The 17,638-nt window shown below is 40.0% G+C and carries 17 protein-coding genes; 6 read left to right on the top strand and 11 right to left on the bottom strand.

Annotated elements, in window-relative coordinates:
* Window positions 1-5: 5 nt before the first annotated feature.
* From QZR76_RS03810 to QZR76_RS03790, 5 genes are all read right to left on the bottom strand, one after another.
* Complete coding sequence (locus QZR76_RS03810; protein WP_294140561.1) at window positions 6-680, bottom strand: ion channel; 675 nt, start codon at window positions 678-680, stop codon at window positions 6-8.
* 84 nt (window positions 681-764) lie between these two features.
* Window positions 765-1,730, bottom strand: a complete 966-nt coding sequence (gene glsA / locus QZR76_RS03805) for a glutaminase A (protein ID WP_294140559.1) — start codon at window positions 1,728-1,730, stop codon at window positions 765-767.
* A gap of 21 nt (window positions 1,731-1,751) precedes the next feature.
* Window positions 1,752-3,329 carry a putative glutamine/gamma-aminobutyrate antiporter GadC gene (gene gadC / locus QZR76_RS03800; RefSeq protein ID WP_294140556.1) on the bottom strand — a complete coding sequence of 526 codons (1,578 nt, stop codon included), beginning with the start codon at window positions 3,327-3,329 and terminating at the stop codon, window positions 1,752-1,754.
* 137 nt (window positions 3,330-3,466) lie between these two features.
* The gene (locus tag QZR76_RS03795; RefSeq protein ID WP_294140554.1) at window positions 3,467-4,651 is read right to left on the bottom strand and encodes an MFS transporter; all 1,185 of its coding nucleotides are present in this window, start codon (window positions 4,649-4,651) and stop codon (window positions 3,467-3,469) included.
* A gap of 77 nt (window positions 4,652-4,728) precedes the next feature.
* Window positions 4,729-5,907, bottom strand: a complete 1,179-nt coding sequence (locus QZR76_RS03790; RefSeq protein WP_294140552.1) for an SAM-dependent methyltransferase — start codon at window positions 5,905-5,907, stop codon at window positions 4,729-4,731.
* Window positions 5,908-5,979: 72 nt separating this feature from the next.
* Between QZR76_RS03790 and QZR76_RS03785 the strand changes: the two genes are divergently transcribed.
* The 5 genes from QZR76_RS03785 to QZR76_RS03765 all read left to right on the top strand — a co-directional run bounded on the left by QZR76_RS03785 (window position 5,980) and on the right by QZR76_RS03765 (window position 9,912).
* On the top strand, window positions 5,980-6,408 hold the full coding sequence (locus QZR76_RS03785; protein ID WP_294140550.1) for an N-acetyltransferase: 429 nt from the start codon (window positions 5,980-5,982) through the stop codon (window positions 6,406-6,408).
* Between the two features lie 79 nt (window positions 6,409-6,487).
* The gene (locus QZR76_RS03780; protein WP_294140548.1) at window positions 6,488-7,279 is read left to right on the top strand and encodes a UDP-2,3-diacylglucosamine diphosphatase; all 792 of its coding nucleotides are present in this window, start codon (window positions 6,488-6,490) and stop codon (window positions 7,277-7,279) included.
* 10 nt (window positions 7,280-7,289) lie between these two features.
* Complete coding sequence (locus tag QZR76_RS03775; RefSeq protein WP_294140545.1) at window positions 7,290-8,429, top strand: glycosyltransferase family protein; 1,140 nt, start codon at window positions 7,290-7,292, stop codon at window positions 8,427-8,429.
* 63 nt (window positions 8,430-8,492) lie between these two features.
* Entirely contained in the window at window positions 8,493-9,398 is a 906-nt protein-coding gene (locus QZR76_RS03770; protein ID WP_294140543.1) for a bile acid:sodium symporter, read from the top strand.
* Between the two features lie 76 nt (window positions 9,399-9,474).
* On the top strand, window positions 9,475-9,912 hold the full coding sequence (locus QZR76_RS03765; RefSeq protein ID WP_294140541.1) for a DUF2007 domain-containing protein: 438 nt from the start codon (window positions 9,475-9,477) through the stop codon (window positions 9,910-9,912).
* A gap of 8 nt (window positions 9,913-9,920) precedes the next feature.
* Here the strand turns inward: QZR76_RS03765 and QZR76_RS03760 are convergent, their stop codons facing one another.
* From QZR76_RS03760 to QZR76_RS03735, 6 genes are all read right to left on the bottom strand, one after another.
* Window positions 9,921-10,856 carry a DMT family transporter gene (locus tag QZR76_RS03760; protein WP_294140540.1) on the bottom strand — a complete coding sequence of 312 codons (936 nt, stop codon included), beginning with the start codon at window positions 10,854-10,856 and terminating at the stop codon, window positions 9,921-9,923.
* A 76-nt stretch (window positions 10,857-10,932) separates the two neighbouring features.
* Window positions 10,933-12,183, bottom strand: coding sequence for a HAMP domain-containing sensor histidine kinase (locus tag QZR76_RS03755; protein WP_294140538.1), 1,251 nt, complete (start codon window positions 12,181-12,183; stop codon window positions 10,933-10,935).
* A 245-nt stretch (window positions 12,184-12,428) separates the two neighbouring features.
* Window positions 12,429-13,502, bottom strand: coding sequence for an NADH:flavin oxidoreductase/NADH oxidase (locus QZR76_RS03750; RefSeq protein WP_294140536.1), 1,074 nt, complete (start codon window positions 13,500-13,502; stop codon window positions 12,429-12,431).
* A gap of 32 nt (window positions 13,503-13,534) precedes the next feature.
* Window positions 13,535-14,518, bottom strand: coding sequence for an aldo/keto reductase (locus tag QZR76_RS03745; RefSeq protein WP_294140532.1), 984 nt, complete (start codon window positions 14,516-14,518; stop codon window positions 13,535-13,537).
* A gap of 168 nt (window positions 14,519-14,686) precedes the next feature.
* Window positions 14,687-14,959 (bottom strand): GNAT family N-acetyltransferase, encoded by a 273-nt coding sequence (locus QZR76_RS03740; RefSeq protein WP_294140530.1) that lies wholly within the window; start codon window positions 14,957-14,959, stop codon window positions 14,687-14,689.
* A 79-nt stretch (window positions 14,960-15,038) separates the two neighbouring features.
* Window positions 15,039-15,941 (bottom strand): alpha/beta hydrolase fold domain-containing protein, encoded by a 903-nt coding sequence (locus QZR76_RS03735; protein ID WP_294140528.1) that lies wholly within the window; start codon window positions 15,939-15,941, stop codon window positions 15,039-15,041.
* A gap of 357 nt (window positions 15,942-16,298) precedes the next feature.
* Between QZR76_RS03735 and QZR76_RS03730 the strand changes: the two genes are divergently transcribed.
* Entirely contained in the window at window positions 16,299-17,636 is a 1,338-nt protein-coding gene (locus QZR76_RS03730) for a hypothetical protein (RefSeq protein WP_294140526.1), read from the top strand.
* Window positions 17,637-17,638 lie beyond the last annotated feature (2 nt).

The raw sequence follows: 17,638 nt of genomic DNA, 5'->3' as shown, positions 1-17,638 counted from the left end.
GAGGATTACTTTTCAGCTTCTTTTCGTTTGGCCTGAAATTTAGTGGTGACGTATGCCGTGAAGATCGGGAAAAAGATCATGCCTGCGGCAGCTAAAATGACTGCAAGGGACTGTCCTATTTTTGTAACTCCAAAGATATTGGAACCTACTGTGGTGACATTCATAAGGGCCCAATTGAAAGCGTCCCAATAGTTTTTGACCATAGGATTGACGCCATGTTCCATAAAGAAAAAGAGAATACTGCAAAAATAGATGGTTGTAAATAGGATGGTCAGGTATGTTGCAAATAAATTGGTGACCTTACTGCGGCTCATCCATCCTACGATAAGTGATACTCCATATATTCCTCGGGCCAAGGGAATTAATCTTAACGTCAACCAAAGGCCGTGGGAGATAGTTGTGGTTATAGCATGGACAATGTTGAGATAGGGAATGGATACAAGTAGAAAAAACAGGTTATGGAAAAAAAAGCGTTTACTCCACCTGTCTGTATACCATCGAACAAAGAAATCAGCCAGGAAGATGGAACAGACCCATAGATGAAAATGAAGTATAAATTGTTCGCTTAATGTGTTTTCCGGGGATAGTAACTCGATGGATATAACGATGATAATGGCGATACTTCCGACCAGTACAAGAGCGTTAAGGATTTTTTCTAATACTTTGCTTCTTGGTTCCATAGTATATTTATGTATAATTGGGATTTACAGAAGAGATCGTATTTGTCTTGCCATAAATCCCAAAATTATAAACTGAAACAGATTTTATTCTGTAATTTCTATGCTATTTCCATTAAATACATTTACTTTCAATTTTTGAGCGATGTATTTAATGGCAGCTTGCGCTTTTACCGAATTTCCCGCATCGTCCAGGGGAGGGGCAAAGGCTGCAATACCGAATCCTCCGGGGAGCGTACCCATAACGCCTCCGCCAACTCCTGTTTTTGCAGGAATACCGCTTGTATAAAGCCAGTCTCCGGTATGTTCGTAGAAACCGACAGTAGCGATTAAAGAAACGATTTGCGGGGCTAATTTTTCATCGAATACCTGTTTGCCCGTTACGGGGTTTTTACCTTTATTGGCAATGGTACATCCGGCGATAGCCAGTTGCTTGGCTGTCACTCCCATAGAACATTGACGGGTATAGAGGTCAAGAGACATATCCGGATCGTCGTATATTCGATTGTAATTTTTTAATAACCAAGCGATCGAGCGGTTATTAAAGTTTGTGGCAGTTTCTGATTTGTAGAGTTCATCCTGTAGGATCAGTTCACTACCGCAGAGGTCGGTCATGTTATCGATGATTGCGGCCCATTTGGCGTTACTGTCTCCGACAGGCTTAACCATACTATCGGCGGCAATTGCTCCCGAGTTTACGAGAGGTGTACTCGGATGATCTTTTTCCAATAAGATAGCCATAATTGAGTTAAAAGGTAATCCGGTCGCATCAGCACCGATCTTTTCCAGTAGGGTTTCGGCTCCATATTGGCGTAAGACCAGAACGGCCGTATGTACTTTAGAAATGGATTCGATACCGAAAACATAATTGGTGTCTCCTGCTTCAATAATTTCTCCTGAGGGGAGACATATGGCTATTCCGAACAGATTAGGGTCGATTTTTGCCAAAAAAGGGATGTAGTTTGCGTTGGCTCCTCCCTTCAATCCCTTTAGTTTTTCATGGGCCTCGGCGACAACAGCCTTAAGGTCTGACAATTTGATAGTCTGTTTCATGTGCTTGTTTTTTAGTTTAGTTTATTTTTTATCTGTAGTTGGTGTCGTATTGTCTGTTGTTGTATTCGGCTTTGTGTTTGGTTGTGCCGGTGCGGAAGCTGTGGTCGTGGCCGATGCTGTAGCAACAGCCGGTGTTTCTTCCCAGTGGAAAGGTTCGATATCCGCATTCGGGTCTTTCCAGGAAGGTTTCCGGGAAGCATAGATAATGAACGGAGTTGCGACAACAACGACACATCCGATGATCAGAACGGAGAACCAAACGGTGTTGCTACCGGTATTGATCTGGGAAGGCGGAATAAAACTCAATATAAAGGCGAGCAAGGCTCCACAGAATCCGAGTCCGCCGATAATCCATATCAGGCCGTTGCCTTTTCTACCGATGGCAAAGGGACGTTCTGCCTTTTTCATTTTGTAACGCAGTACAATGGCTCCTGAAAACATCAATAGATACATGATCAGGTATAGAAGTACTGTCAATTGAGAAAGAATCTGATAGAAAGATTGTACGGACGGCATAACGACGAATAATAAGGCCAGAATCGTTACGACTCCTCCCTGTACGAATAGAATATTTTTTTGTACGCCTATTTTATTGGTTTTTTGGAAGAAGGGAGGCAAATATCCGGCTTTACCCACGGTAAAGATACCTTTTGACGGACCGGCAACCCAGGTCAATACTCCTGCCAGTACTCCGAACATAAGGGCGATGGCAATGATTGGAGAGGCCCAGCTTATGTGGAGGTATCTCAAATAATTGTCAAATCCTACCAACAAGCTCTGTGTCAGATTGATGTCTTTTGCAGGAATGATCAAGCCTAAAGAGAAGGTTCCTAAAACGAAGATCAGAACCGTGATTCCGGCTCCGATGAAGATTGCTTTCGGATAGTTTTTGGCGGCAGGAGGGGTTACTTCCATCACGTGAATACCCATCATCTCCATACCGGCATAAAAGAGAAATATACCTGAGGCTAAAACCAGGTTATCGAAGTTTGCCAAATCCGGAAAGAAACCTTGACTCATGTCCATATTGTTATGGCCACCTGTTGAGATGTAGATGATTCCGAAAATGATCAATAGGGCGGCAGGGATGATTGTTCCTACCATGGCACCTATCTTGGAGACTTTCCCGACCCATCCTAATCCTTTTAGTGAGATGAAGGTAGCGACCCAGTAGATAATTAATACGGTAACTAAGGTGAAGACCTTATTGGAGGCTAATAAAGCATCTCCTGTCGGGTTCATCCCTATATAGGCAATGGATACGGCACCGAAGGTTAATACTGTCGGATACCAGATGGTACTCTCGATCCATTGGAGAAAAATAGCCAAAAAACCGAATCGTTTTCCATAAGCTTCGCCGACCCAACGGAAAACTCCACCTTGCTTTTGTGAAAACATTGCAGCTAATTCGGCGGCGACTAAAGCCGTTGGAACAAGAAATACGATAGCTGCAAACAAATAATAAAATGCAGAGCTTAATCCGTATTCAGCTTCTGCAGGTAGTCCCCGAAGACTTACTACGGCTGCCACGTTCATGATTGCTAAAGTCATAACGCTGAGCTTTGCTACGGAACCCTTTTTGTTTGAATTTGTTGCCATAATTTAAATTGAAGTTTGGTTAATTAATTTAGAATATTGTTCTATAATTTATAAAGCTTTGTTTGTATTCAAAGTAAGTACGGGAAACAGGGATGAAGGTTTAATTCCTCACAATATTTAACTTTGACAAAGATTTATCACTCATCCGAAGAAATTCCTACTGTTTTTGTTTTTCGACGGAAGTAGATAAACAGGGTAAAGCCGGCACTAATAAACATATTCAATACAAAGGGGAAATAGGATGAATCTGTTGCAAATAGATTTCCCAGCCCCCGGAGTATGAAGGGATAGGTAATGATAGCAATATAATTCATTGACATGACCAGCGCAAGAGCGTAAGTCGGATGAGAGGAGCTATTGGCTGTTTTATCATAAATGATGGGTTGCATGCATCCGTACCCCAAACCGATTAGAATTACTCCTAAAATAAGAGTAAACAGATCGCTTCTAATGGCGAATAAAATTAGTCCTACCGTAATAGATGCCATTGCTATAAAATTTGTATAGGTCTTGAACCAGGATATGACTTTGTTGATGAAAAAGCCGGGAAGAGTCATGGACAGAAAGAAGACCGAAATAAGGCTTCCCGATGTATCGGATTTTCCAATGTGTAGGTTTTCCATGTAAAGGGCCAGATTAAATGGAATGGTCAAAGCGAGGATCGTGATAAGGTAATAGAATAACATCAGACCGACAGGCCACTGAAGTGCAAAAGATTTATGTGGTGTCGGTTTCGCCTTTATATTGGAAGGCGGATCATTTTTCAGTTTAAAGGCAAACAAAAGGGATATCCCGGATAGGCAATAGACCAGAAAGGAATAATGCCAATTGATATCGGCCAGAATACCGGACAGTAAGGTGGCCAAGACTAACGTGATGTTTGTTATGGAAGAGACTATGCCTAACTGTTTTGTTCGGTATTTGCCTGTAAAGTAATCTGCGATCAAACCTGTTGAGAATGGAATAACCATTCCGGCACCTATGCCTAATAATGCACTGATTATCAATAGAAGGCTTAAGGTATTTGCAAACGGATAGATAATGCTGCATCCGAAAAATATACCTAATCCGATAATTAAGACTTTTTTCTGATTCGCGTGCATGGATAGTTTACCGGCCAAAAGGATAAAAGGGACGATGATAAAAGAGGGAAGTGATTCCAGCATTTGTAATTGTAAATCGCTTGCACCTTTAAAAATGGTTTCAAGAGATCCGAGTATAGGGGAAATAGCCAAGCCCGGTAATGAAGTTACCATAGATATGGAGTAGATGGCCAATAGAGCGAATAGGGAGATGCTTCCTTGTCCCGTTTTTATCTTCATCTTTTTTTCTAATTATCGTTCTTTTCAATGATACGAGTATTGGATAAAAAAGTTGAAGATGGCGATGGTTTTGGAGTTTATTTATGGCATTGAACAAGAACGGGAGTATTCGGATATAATGTAGTTGCAAATAAGTATATAGGACCACCTTCCGTGATTTTACTTTTTTGACGTAAATCTTTCACCGATAAATTGAAATTTCTTGTTGTTATGTTGGCTTGCGGAATGGTTCGGTAGAGTTGTTTTAATCCTTTCCCGGAAAAACCGAAGACCTTGTCGACCACGAATTTTCTTCCGGGGAAGTCTTCAATCCATAGGTCGGAAGTATAGAGATGGCTGTGTGGGTGTAATTTTTCTGCATTAAAACGTTTTGCGGGCAATTTAAAAGCTCCGGCTTTTAATATGGAGCTGTTGGGTTCATATAAAAATTTTTTAATGTTCGGAGTATAGGTTATTTCTGTTTCCTTTTCGGCAGAAAGTTGAAATCCAAAGAGTTGTTTTTTTCCGGTAGAGGTGACGTTGAAAGTAGAGACAACGGGATCAGCGTTTCTTTTTTCGTTTTCCAACACGTATAAAAGTTCTTTGCATTCGTTTCTGACAGAAAGTACATGAATTTCAGCGGTCTCCGGTAGCAGCCTCAGCGTCTCCATGATATCGGCCATAGGCGAAATCTTGATAATAACCCGTTGGGCATTATCTAACAAAAGGGGTTTTAATTGTAGTACATCCGGTTCGCATTCGGATAAAGCGAACACCCGTTTATTACCTTCCGTTCTGCGAGCCGGATCTATGTAAAAGGTATCTACCTTAACGGATTCGGCAACTTCTCCGGCTTCTTGATTTAGAATCTGGATATTGTTCGCTTCTAATATGCTGAAATTGTGTTTTGCCGCTTCGCAATAATCGGAAAACCGTTCCGTGTAGATCACTTTTTTTACTTGCTTTGAAAAATAGAATGAGTCTATCCCTAAACCGCCGGTAAGATCGCATAGCGTGTTTCCTCGAGTTAGTTTTTGCTTGTATTCTGCCGTGATCTCGGATGAGCATTGTTCTGTAGCTAAACGGGAGGGATAAAATAATTCCCGGCAAGCGTACCAGGAAGGCAGTTTTTCTTTTATTTGCCGTCTGGCAATGATTTGATCCACGATTAAGGGTATATTGATTTCAGGATATTTAGAGGCTGAAAGTAGTAATTTATCCGTGTTGTCGTTCTCGTGGAGTTTAATAAAATCAATGATAGACTGGGTCAGAATCATACATAAAATGAATTGAAGTTTGATTTTCAAACATACGAAAAATTATTATCTTTATCTGGTAAAAGAAATAATATGATTCGTAAATATACGATTTCGGATGGAGAGGCTCTTGTAAAAATATGGTTGGATGCCTCTTTTCTTGCTCATGATTTTATTCCGGAAAGTTTTTGGATAGAACAGGTCGAGAAGATGAAGAATTACTATTTGCCTTCGAGCGAGACCTGGATATATGAAGGGGAAAATGGGAAGATCGATGGTTTTATATCTCTGGTCGGGAATTATATTGCGGCTTTGTTTGTGAGCCCCGACAGGCAAAAAACGGGGATAGGGAGTACTTTGATTCAATTTGCAAAAGGAAAATATGAACGACTGGAATTGAATGTTTTCGCGAAAAATATCTCGGCGGTTGAATTTTATGGACGTCATGGTTTTAAAATATTGAAGCGACAAATTGAAGAAATGACTGGGCATGAAGAGTTTGTGATGGTATTGGAGGAATAAACGTCATGATATAGTCATTGTTTCTACATCTATTCGTAACAAAATACTTGTTATTTTGTTGGAGAAGATAGAAGAAATTATGACAAACAGATTAAAATTTGCAACGGTGATCCTGTCGGATGTACATTTGGGATCAGAACATTCGAAAGTGGAAGAGCTGACAAGCTTCCTTAAAAGTGTGGATTGTGATAAATTGATTTTGAATGGTGATATTATCGACGGTTGGAAATTACAAAGGAATCCGTTCGGTCGCTGGAAACAATCCTATACGAATCTGATCAAGGTGATCATGAAAATGATGGAAAATTACGGAACCGAAGTGATTTATGTACGTGGAAATCATGATGACTTTTTAGACAAATTAACTCCGTTGACTTTGTCTAATATTTCGGTAGTAAAGGATTATATTCATGTTTCTCACGGGAAACGATACTATGTGACACACGGGGATGTTTTCGATCATATTACGACCCATATGATTTGGTTGGCGAAATTAGGGGACTACGGGTATACTTTTTTATTGTGGTTGAATCGTGTGCTTAATCAATACAGGCGGAAGCGGGGTAAACCTTATTATTCTTTTTCTCAATCGATTAAGCATCGGGTAAAATCAGCCGTTTCCTATATTTCTGATTTTGAAAAAGAGTTGGCGTCTATTGCCGAGAGTCGTCATTTTGACGGCATTATTTGCGGACATATTCACCAGCCTGCTGACAGGTATTACGGGAATATTCATTATTTGAATTCCGGGGACTGGGTCGAATCGTTGAGTGCTTTGTTGGAGTATCCTGACGGGCGTTGGGAAATCTATAGTTATGAGGAAAATACTGCGTTGAAAATGGAGAGAGAGGCATTCAAAATTACGGCTTAATAGGATTCGTATGCGTTTTGTTTTTATTATTCAGGGAGAGGGACGGGGACATTTCACACAAGCTCTTGTTATGCGGGAGATGTTAACGAGGCGGGGAGATGAAGTTGTCGAAGTTCTAATCGGGAAAAGTGAGGCACGACAAGTTCCGAATTTTTTTCTCCAAAAAATCAATGTACCTGTGTTGGCGTTTGAAAGTCCGAATTTTTTACCTTCCGCGCAAAATAAACGTCCTTCGTTAGCCAAAAGTATTTATTATAATATACGTAAATTACCGGTTTTCGTCAAAAGTATGCGGTTGATACGCCGTCGGGTGGAGGAGTTACAGCCTGACATGGTACTAAACTTTTACGAGCTATTGACGGGGTTGACTTATTTATTTATGCCGCCGGATATTCCTTTGATCTGTATAGGGCATCAATATATGTTTTTGCATGATGATTATGTATTCCCGCGTATTTCTCATTTAGAATTGGCCTCTTTGCGTTTTTTTACCCGGTTGACTTCGATTGGTGCGGCTCGCAAACTGGCTCTCTCTTTTTACTCTTTTCCGAATGCGTCGAAATCTCGTATAATAGTTGTCCCGCCCCTGTTAAGGAAAGAGGTGCTGCAGTATAAGCCGGTGAAGGGAGATTACATTCATGGCTATATGCTTAATAGCGGTTATGTTTTAGATATTATGAGTTGGCATCGGATGCATCCGGAGATACCGCTTCATTTCTTTTGGGATAAAGAAATGGCTACGGAAACTTGGGAAGCAATGCCGGGATTTACACTTCATCAGATTAACGATGTACAATTTCTAAATTATATGAATGGCTGCAAAGCTTATGCCACGACAGCCGGTTTTGAGTCTATATGCGAGGCGCTTTATTTGCGTAAACCCGTTCTAATGGTTCCGGTACACGTAGAACAGAGATGTAACGCTTATGATGCCGTACGGGCCGGGGCGGGAGTCGAAGCTTCGGAATTCGATATGGATCGATTATTGCAATTTCTTCCTTCTTACCGGGTTAATCCGATCTTTAGATTGTGGGTAGATTCTGCTGAGAAGAGGATCATAAAGGAAATCGAAGAAGCTTATTTTCAGCGTAAATCTTCCTTGTATGAACGCTTGTATAATAGAATTACAGACGTGTTGTTAACGAGATAGGGGTATATATTATTTTAAGATTTCAATTATAATCGTTTTCTTTGCGGTATAAAATTTACTGCCGTGTTACAACGTTTAAAAATTTGGATGATGCCATTGGCCATGCTAAGTGGTGGGTTATTTAATCCTTTTTTTAGTCAACTGGCCGTGGTGACTCCTTACCTGATATTTTGCATGTTGCTGGTCACTTATTGTCGGTTAGCTTTCAGAGATATGAAGTTTTCCCGTTTACATTTATGGTTGTTGGGGGTTCAGGTGATCGGGAGTTTTGTAGTCTACGCTTTATTGGTTCCTTTCGATCCTTTGCTGGCGGAAGGATTGATGATATGTATTTTAGCTCCGACGGCTGTTGCCGCCACGGTAATAACCGGGATGTTAGGAGGGAATGTGGCTTGTTTGGCGGCTTATACTTTGATTAGTAATCTCTGTGTTGCCTTTGTCTCTCCTTTGTTTTTTTCCTGTATCGGTACGCATAGGGATTTACCTTTCTGGGACTCTTTTTCCTATATCTGTGGACAGGTTATTCCTCTATTGATTTTGCCTTTGGCTGGGGCTTGGTTCTTGGAAAAATTTCTACCCGTCATTCATCGTCAGTTAAAGAAACACCAAAGTATTTCGTTTTATTTATGGACCCTGGGATTGACAATCGTGACAGGTAAGACCGTATCTTTTATAGTCCAACAGGATAATACGAAATTGGGAGAAGAGGTGGTTATTGGCGTAGCGGCTTTTTTACTTTGCTGCATTCAGTTTCTGCTCGGGCGTTGGTTGGGAAAACGATACGGAGAGGTTGTTGCCGGGGGACAAGGATTAGGACAAAAAAATACGATATTAGCGATCTGGATGGCACAGGTGTATCTGTCTCCTCTTTCGTCCATAGGGCCTGCCGCTTATGTATTGTGGCAAAACAGTATCAACTCATATCAGCTTTGGAGAAAAGATAAAAAAAGTAAACGGGATCTCCGGTAAACGAATAAAATTCCTTTAGAAATAAATGGAAAAGTCGTTTGGAAGTATTAAATTAGGAAATCTAAATAAAGAAAATATGGATTGGAGTGTAGTTCTTACGTTTACTTATCCTCAGGAGGCTTATATGGCTAAAAATTATTTGGAATCCGAGGGGATAGAGACATTCATCCAGGATGAATTAACGGCCCAGAGCGGTATGTACGCTAATGCTATAGGTGGAGTCAAGTTGTTGATACCTACGGATAAACTGGAACAAGGGATAGAGATATTAAAGGAAGGAGGCTATATTTGTCCGGCAGATCTTTATCGGGAGGAAGAGATTAAGATCGTGAAATGGGAGAAAGGTATGGATAAAACCTGTTGTCCTTTTTGTGGTTCGACAAATATAGGTAAAAAGAAGGATCCGGATAAAATCATGGTTTACATCCTGCTGATTTTATCCGTGTTGTTTCCTATTTTCAGATCCTCGTATAAATGTTTTGATTGTCAAAAGGTCTGGAAATATAAAAAATAAGGTATTGTCTATACTTTTTGTGTGGTAGCTTCTTTTGTCTTTGTTTTTTTGTTGATGAGGATAAAACCGATAATGATTAATACGAGTGCGATCGGGTCATGCCAAGAAAATTCCTGTAGTCCTAAAGCGATAGAGATGATGGCTCCCGTGATGGGTAGAAGGTAGATATAAATGCTCTCCACAAAAGGAGAGATGTATTGTAATGCCTTTACGTTTAAGAAATAAGCGATCATTGTAGCAAAAATCAACGTGAAGCCCAGTTCTAACCAGATGTGAACGGGTGCCTCTCCGGTAAATATAGGAGCGTGGAGTAGTTGAAAAATACCGAAAGGCAATGTAACGATAAAGGCGGCCAGACTCATCCACTTCATGACGATGACCGGGTTATATTTTTGTGTATAGGGTTTGATTAAAATCAGAAATAACGCCGAACAGACGGAAGCCAAGAAAATCAGTATATCTCCTGTAAATGAATCTTTCGCTCCGCTTGCATGAGGTACGATTGAAATGTAGAGTGTCCCTGCCAAACCAAGTAAGATACCGATAGCTTTGTTTCTGGTAAATTTCGCGTGCAGGATAAAAACAGCTAATGCAATTACCACGATAGGCTGTACGGTACGGATAACAAAAGCATCTACGGGTCCCGTGAGAGCCAAACCATTGATATAAAGTAGCAGATTTGCTCCCATGCCCAAGGCTCCTCCTAACATAATGATACCGATCTCTTTTCCCGAAGGGTGGTCTTGTTGCGTAGTGCGAATAAAGAGTGAGATAACCCAAAATCCTATCGTGCTGGTAATGCAACGGATTAACACCAGTCCGTGGGCTCCAATCCATTCGGGCATTACGATTTTCATGAAGTTGGTATTAAAGCTATAGATCAATATGGTGGTCAATGCCATGAGATGCCCTTTGTAAGCTTCTGGTTTTTGAGATATCTCCATAATTCTTTTTCGGAGATAAACGAAAAAAAAGAAGTTAAGGTTCCATTTTTGATTTTCTCAATACTTAAATAAACGGTCAGAGTATTAATTCTTCTTTAGGGATATCATTTTTCTTTATAGAGAAGAATACAGAAGTTCCTCTGTCTTTTTTCGATTGGACTCGGATATCACCTCCTAATGCCTTGATATAAGCCTGACAAATGGAGAGGCCCAAGCCTGGAGTATCGGAAAAATCATTTCCCCTGTAAAACCGTTCGAACAGATGTATCTGTTGTTCTGCTGACATTCCGCATCCGGTATCTTCAACGACAAAGTCTACGCTATGTTGTCTGCTGTTTACTTGGAAAGCAATTCGAATAAACCCTTTATTCGTAAACCTTTGAGCGTTGGAAATTATATTTAGAAGGATTTGATTGAGTTTCATCTGGTCAGAATATACGATAATGTCTTCTGCTGCCTTGTCCAGGTAAAGTTTCACATCCGGATGTGAATAGCTGAAACGAATATTAATCAAATTTTGACAAAGATCTTTTACATTGAAAACAGAAGGAGTGATGTCAATATCAATGTTATCGACTTGCGAGAATTGAATGATATTGTCAGAAAGATGAAGTAGGTTATCCGTATTCTGATAAATCAGGTTGATGTATTCTTGTTGTTGTGCGGACGTGAGTTTTTGGTCTGCAATGACAAGGCTTGTCCATCCCAGAATTCCATTCAACTGATTCCTGATTTTATGGCCTAAACTTGTAAGAAATAGGGATTTGGATTCTTCGATACGTTTAAATTTTTCTTTTGTATCCTCTAATCTGAGTTCATTTTGTTTTTGGTCTGTAATGTCACATATGGTCAACAGCATTCCCCCGGAAGGTAAAGTATGCATGTAGGAGCCGTAGATTAGAACGTGGCAATTATGAATCCTATTATCAGATACTTGCATTTGCAAGGTAGCTTCTAACTTTGAAAAATTGGATTTATTCAATAAGGAATTAGTGATTGTTTGCCGAATAATACAGGTTTTACATAACTCTCCCTTTCCGCATTCTCCGGCTTCAATTGCATTTATGCAGTTGAACAGTTCCCCTACTCTTTTGGGAGAAGACTCCTGGGTGGAGGTGAGGGCGTAAAAGTTTGTTTTTAAGACAATGAAATCGGGATTTATCAGTAAGATATATGCTTGAATATTTTCAAAAATATTTTCAGAAAAAGAAGTGTTGTCTTTTATTTCTTGAATTTTGTATCGAAGTTGTTTTTTTAAATACAGTATTCTGTATAGTAAAAAAACAATCGCACCACACAATAAAATAATGAAAATATAATATGCCATTGAATTCAAAATCTAAAAGTCGATAATATACAAAGATTGCAAAAAAAAATTATTTTGTCAATAAAAATAAGTTGAATTTTTGCAGACATTTTAATTGATAAAAAAAACGATTGGTAGTATTCTTATAATCATCTGTTTATTGCCGGGTCAATGGATAAGAAGGAAAATGGAAATGATCGGCAAAACAGGTCTTACCGGACGGTCAAACGACCGTCCGGTACAGGGGGATGTCCGTTCGGGTTATTTTAACGGATGGGGCGTGCCCTTTGGTATTGTACGGGCCATACGATTTTTTCGTTTAATCGCTCGGCAGCATGCAAAGGGAAATAAGGATCACGTAATAGTTCCCGTCCGATAATAATCAGATCGGTCTCTCCGGTTCTTAAAATTGTCTCCATTTGAATGGGATCCGTCAACATGCCGACGCTACCTGTCCGCATACTGGTTTTTCTCTGAATTATACTTGCAAACGGAAGTTGGTAACCGTAATCAATGGGTATCTCGGCGTTTGCAATGAGTCCTCCGGAGGAGACATCCAGAAGATCGACACCAATTTTACTCAGGATCGAGGCCAATTGAACGGATTGTTCCGGATCCCATCCTCCTTTTTCCCAATCTGTTGCGGAAATGCGTACGAGTAAGGGTATTTCTTGTCGAATGACTTTTCGAATGCTGTTAACCACTTCCAGTAGTAGTCGAATCCTATTTTCAAAACTTCCTCCGTATAAATCTTCCCGGTGATTCGTGAGGGGGGATAAAAATTCATGCAGAAGGTAACCGTGAGCCGCGTGAATCTCAATTACTTTAAAACCGGCTGCAATGGCCCTACGGGCGGCATCCGTAAAATCCGTAATGACTTTGTGAATACCTTCGGCTGTTAATGCCTGTGGCGTATCATGGTTTTTCAGGTAGGCTATAGGTGAAGGTGCTACCGTTCTCCAACCTCCTTCGGCGGGTTTTAAAAATTTACCTTTTCCTTTCCACTCGGATAGGGTACTTGCTTTTCTCCCGGCATGAGCAAGTTGTATGCCGGGGACGGCTCCTTGTTCCGTAATGAAATCGGTAATCGTTTTTAATTTTTCGACATGTTCATCTCTCCATAAGCCCAAATCATCCGGGGTAATTCTTCCTTCCGGAGAGATAGCCGTTGCTTCCACCAGGACTAAACCGGCTCCACCGACTGCTCTACTGCCGTAATGAACCAAATGCCAATTATCGGCAAAACCGTCTTGTGCCGAATATTGACACATGGGTGAAAGAACGATACGATTTCTAAGTGTAACGGACTTTAATGTTAGGGGAGTAAATAAAGCAGACATAACAATATGTTTAATATGAATACCATATCCGATTATAAGGTCTCCAGTTGTTTATTAATAAATTCGATCTCTTCGTGTGATAGCTTCACATTAATGGCCTCTGCATTTTGCTTGGCTTGTCGGACATTCCTTGCGCCGACCAAAGCAATTGTAATACCCGGTTGTTCGATGGTCCAGCGGATGATTAGTTGGGATAGAGTAGCTCCCTTTTCATCTGCTAAAGGTTTTATTCTTTCCAGAAAATCGTTCGTTCTTTGGATATTTTCGTCTGTAAAATATTTATTATTTTTTCGGTGATCCCCTTCTGCAAATACATAACCCGGTTTCATTTTTCCCGTTAACAAACCTCCTTGCATAGGGCTATATGCTAAAATGGATTTACCGTGTTTAATACAATAGGGTACAATCTCATTTTGAATTTCCCGGTTTACCATGCTGAAAGGAACTTGGTCCGAAACGATGGAAATTGTTTTTTTCACTTCTTCCAATAGCGGAGTATCGTAATTACATACTCCGGCATAACGTACCTTACCCTGATCTATTAATTTGGCCACGGCTTCAAATGTTTCGTTTACCGGAGTAGAAGGGTCCGGCCAATGTATTTGATATAGGTCGATGTAGTCTGTCTTTAAACGACGCAGACTGTCTTCACACTCTTTTATCACGCTCTCTTTGCCTCCGTACTTGTATATATCGATATCTTGTCCGTTATTGTTTTTGCTCTTAAAAGCGAAAGTACCTTTCTTTACATCCCAGCGCATCCCGAATTTTGTAAGGATTTGTATTTTATCCCTTGGAATTCCCCGGATCGCTTCTCCTACAATTTCTTCACTATCTCCCTGACCGTAAACGGGAGCCGTATCAATAGAAGTCACACCTAATTCATAGGCGGTACGAATCGCTCCGATAGCGTCGTTTCTTTCCGTTTTTCCCCACATCCAACTCCCTACGGCCCATGAACCGAAGGTGATGACGGATAATTCAAGATCTGAATCTGCTAACTTTCTATATTCCATAAGTACAGTAGTTTATATGTGTTTCACTCCAAATTTACGTAAATTTGTAGAAAAGGTGGCCTTTTAAAATTTAAAAGAATCGAATAAAATGATATTTGCTCTAAAGATTAAAATGAAAAACCTGGGAGATTTTGATCCCAGGTTTGTTTTTCAGACCCGGTGTTTCTATTATGAGAATATCAAATTCTGGTATTCCGGATGTCGGGCCACGTAGCTTCTGGAAAAAGGACAGGTGGTGATCACTTTTAGGTGATTCTCCCGGGCATACTCTAACGCGTGTTTTACAAGGGCTGAGGCATATCCTTTGTTTTCCATCTCTTGCGGAACGTAGGTATGTATGATATCGATTCCTTCTTTGAAGGGTCTGTATTCAACGATTGCCGTATGTCTACCGTCCCGAATCTCAAATTTGTGGTCGTGTGTGTTGTGTATAATTTCCATGGTTTACAGAATTAAATATTTATAATATATTTTATACGTGAACAGGACGGATGACGGTTGCTGTTTTCAGGTAAAAATTTTACAGATGTTCTTCTACGGAAAGTAATTGTCGTTTTTCTCTGTTTAGGTCATTGAACGTGATGTCGATTTTGTAATTTTTTTTGTTTATGATATAATTTTGAATGAACCATACGATGGCGTCCAGGTCTTCCCGCATTGCCAGTTTCGAGATTTCGTGGCCCATGCCTTCATAACGTTTTAAATAGAAAGGATAATTTTCTAAGGTGAATAGATCAGCCAAGTGGCTGGAACCTAATAGTAAATAGGTACTTAAACGTAATCCTTTGTAAAATACGATATGATCTTCCGTGCCGTGAAACATCATGGTTGGGGCGGGATCTATTTCGTACTTTGGCAGTCCTATCGTGCTGAAAAGTGCTCCGGAAAAACTGATAACCCCGGCGTATTGAAACTCCCGCGGTAAGATCGTGGAATATTTGTTCGGATTTCTTTTGTGCCAATCTGCCGATAAAACGACCAAGGCTCCGGCACTGGAGCCTGAAAGAATGATTGTCTTGGTGTCCACATGTAGTGTTGTGGCATTTTTTAGAACGTAGGACGTAGCATCAAACAGGTCTTCCCGGGCTATATCGATGGCTTTCTCGAGGGGTGTTATATTTTGAGCCGATACGTCCGGATTGTCTTTTAATCCCAGGCGATAATCTATGGATACTATAATGAATCCCTCTTCTGCCATTCGATTAAAGTAAAAGTTATATACAGACCGATCTCTTTCTCCATGGGTAAATCCTCCACCAAAAAGGAATAGGATTACTGGAGCATCATTAGAAAGATCAGGCCGGGAGATAATATCCATTTTTAATTTTTGGTTATCTTTTTCAGCGTATGTATAAGTTTGTTTTGACAAAAGAGGATTTAACGGAGTTCCTTCGTCGGGTATTTTGAAAGATGGTGTATTCATATTATCAGATCGTGTAATTATTAGGTTTTTTGCATGTCATACGAATGATATTAGGTAAAGTTATATTCTAATCAATTCATAAATATTAAGATGTTGTTTCTTCATTGTCGCAAGATAAGTAAAATAATTTTTATTTGAATACTTAAAAAATTAATGGAAGAATGGCAAGATTAGAAGGCAATAAGTACGTTGTTTAAAATATTAATAAAATATATTCTCAGACTTTGGAGTTATCAATTATTTCATAATTTTATGACGTTTGTGTGATTTTGTTATCGAGAAGTATTCAGGTTGTTATAAATCTTGATAAATAGAGATTTATGAAACAATAGTAATAAAAATTAAATGGCTGCAATTATGAAGCAAACCTTAACTTTTAATCTTTCCACCATAGCCTCGACGGAAAGCAAGTTGAATGTCGATTCTTTCGACACGAGTGTAGAGGCTTTCGAGAATAAAGAATATTTACGTTCTTTTTATGCCTTATTGGATTACATCAATGCAGAATTCCGCACTAAATACGGGAATGTTCAGGGTACCGAATTTGATATTCCTCACGGATCTATAGTGGTTAACTTGAAATTGGAGGATGATTGGTTGAAGATCACGGCTCCTTTTCTTTCCATTCCCGAAAAAGGACGTATCCCTCTGTTGCGTCGGATTGCCGGATTAAATTTCAATCATATGGATTTGGCTCGGATTTCTCTTCAGGACGATCGATTGTTTTTTGAGTATAGTTGTCCTATTGCCTTAATTAATCCCTATAAGATTTATTATGTATTGGAAGAGATTTGTCGGGTTGGCGATAAATATGATGATGAATTCGAGGCAAAATTCGGGGCGAAACGGATTTATGAACCGAAAGTTACTCCTTATGATGCCCAGACCGTGGATTCCGTGTACGATGTCGTGCAATTGAGTTGTAAAGAGTGTATGGATGCCGTTAGTTATTTCGAGGGAGGACGTAAATACGGGTATGCATGGAACGTCGTCGATACTACTTTATTAAAAATTTTATATTACGCTCATCCACAAGGACAATTGCTTAATGATTTGAACAAGGCGGTTATCGATATGGACCGGGAGGATATCCCGTTGCCGGAAGTTGTGGCTCACGGTAAAGAGATGGTCGTGGCTATCCAAGCTATGACGAAAGATCAGTTGGCGGAGAACCTGTATTTTGTGGAAACTTTTATTCCCGGTAAACGTCGTTCCAACTTAAAAAATATACAGGAGAATTTTGAAAATACTTACGATAGGGCTTCCAATGCGTTAGAGGCAGAAGATTATATGACTTGTTGCCTGCTGATCATTTACAAGTTCTACGAAATGTATTTTTATAATAACGTACAGGATGATGTGAATGCGCTTGTCGTGAAAGCTTTACAGGAAACCTCTGCTAAATCTTGGGAGGAGGCAGCATCTATCCTGCATGAAGCGATGGATGATATTATGGAAGGTAATTTGGAGCCGGAGGAAGAGATGGATATGTCTCAATACATGCAAAATGTTCAGCAAATGCAACAACAAGCGATGCAGGCTATGCAGGGAGTAAATATGGAAGAGATACAGAAGATGCAACAACAGGCTATGCAGGCTATGCAAGGGGTAAACATGGAAGAATACATGAAGAATGTTCAGAATATGATGGCCTCTATGTTTGGAGGTAACAATAACGACAATAATGACAAATAAGG

Origin of the sequence: uncultured Sanguibacteroides sp. (assembly GCF_900543425.1) — a bacterium.
Lineage (GTDB): Bacteria > Bacteroidota > Bacteroidia > Bacteroidales > Marinifilaceae > Gabonibacter.
Note: the sequence above shows the minus strand (reverse complement) of the source record. Positions and strands in the feature narration are given on the sequence as shown.

Excerpts from the sequence above, each read along its gene's own strand:
- QZR76_RS03745 (WP_294140532.1), bottom strand. The coding sequence starts at position 14,518 with ATGGAATATAGAAAGTTAGCAGATTCAGATCTTGAATTATCCGTCATC.
- QZR76_RS03740 (WP_294140530.1), bottom strand. The coding sequence starts at position 14,959 with ATGGAAATTATACACAACACACACGACCACAAATTTGAGATTCGGGAC.
- glsA (WP_294140559.1), bottom strand. The coding sequence starts at position 1,730 with ATGAAACAGACTATCAAATTGTCAGACCTTAAGGCTGTTGTCGCCGAG.
- QZR76_RS03775 (WP_294140545.1), top strand. The coding sequence starts at position 7,290 with ATGCGTTTTGTTTTTATTATTCAGGGAGAGGGACGGGGACATTTCACA.
- QZR76_RS03810 (WP_294140561.1), bottom strand. The coding sequence starts at position 680 with ATGGAACCAAGAAGCAAAGTATTAGAAAAAATCCTTAACGCTCTTGTA.
- QZR76_RS03795 (WP_294140554.1), bottom strand. The coding sequence starts at position 4,651 with ATGAAGATAAAAACGGGACAAGGAAGCATCTCCCTATTCGCTCTATTG.
- QZR76_RS03730 (WP_294140526.1), top strand. The coding sequence starts at position 16,299 with ATGAAGCAAACCTTAACTTTTAATCTTTCCACCATAGCCTCGACGGAA.
- QZR76_RS03790 (WP_294140552.1), bottom strand. The coding sequence starts at position 5,907 with ATGATTCTGACCCAGTCTATCATTGATTTTATTAAACTCCACGAGAAC.
- QZR76_RS03765 (WP_294140541.1), top strand. The coding sequence starts at position 9,475 with ATGGATTGGAGTGTAGTTCTTACGTTTACTTATCCTCAGGAGGCTTAT.
- gadC (WP_294140556.1), bottom strand. The coding sequence starts at position 3,329 with ATGGCAACAAATTCAAACAAAAAGGGTTCCGTAGCAAAGCTCAGCGTT.
- QZR76_RS03755 (WP_294140538.1), bottom strand. The coding sequence starts at position 12,183 with ATGGCATATTATATTTTCATTATTTTATTGTGTGGTGCGATTGTTTTT.
- QZR76_RS03750 (WP_294140536.1), bottom strand. The coding sequence starts at position 13,502 with ATGTCTGCTTTATTTACTCCCCTAACATTAAAGTCCGTTACACTTAGA.
- QZR76_RS03760 (WP_294140540.1), bottom strand. The coding sequence starts at position 10,856 with ATGGAGATATCTCAAAAACCAGAAGCTTACAAAGGGCATCTCATGGCA.
- QZR76_RS03735 (WP_294140528.1), bottom strand. The coding sequence starts at position 15,941 with ATGAATACACCATCTTTCAAAATACCCGACGAAGGAACTCCGTTAAAT.
- QZR76_RS03785 (WP_294140550.1), top strand. The coding sequence starts at position 5,980 with ATGATTCGTAAATATACGATTTCGGATGGAGAGGCTCTTGTAAAAATA.
- QZR76_RS03780 (WP_294140548.1), top strand. The coding sequence starts at position 6,488 with ATGACAAACAGATTAAAATTTGCAACGGTGATCCTGTCGGATGTACAT.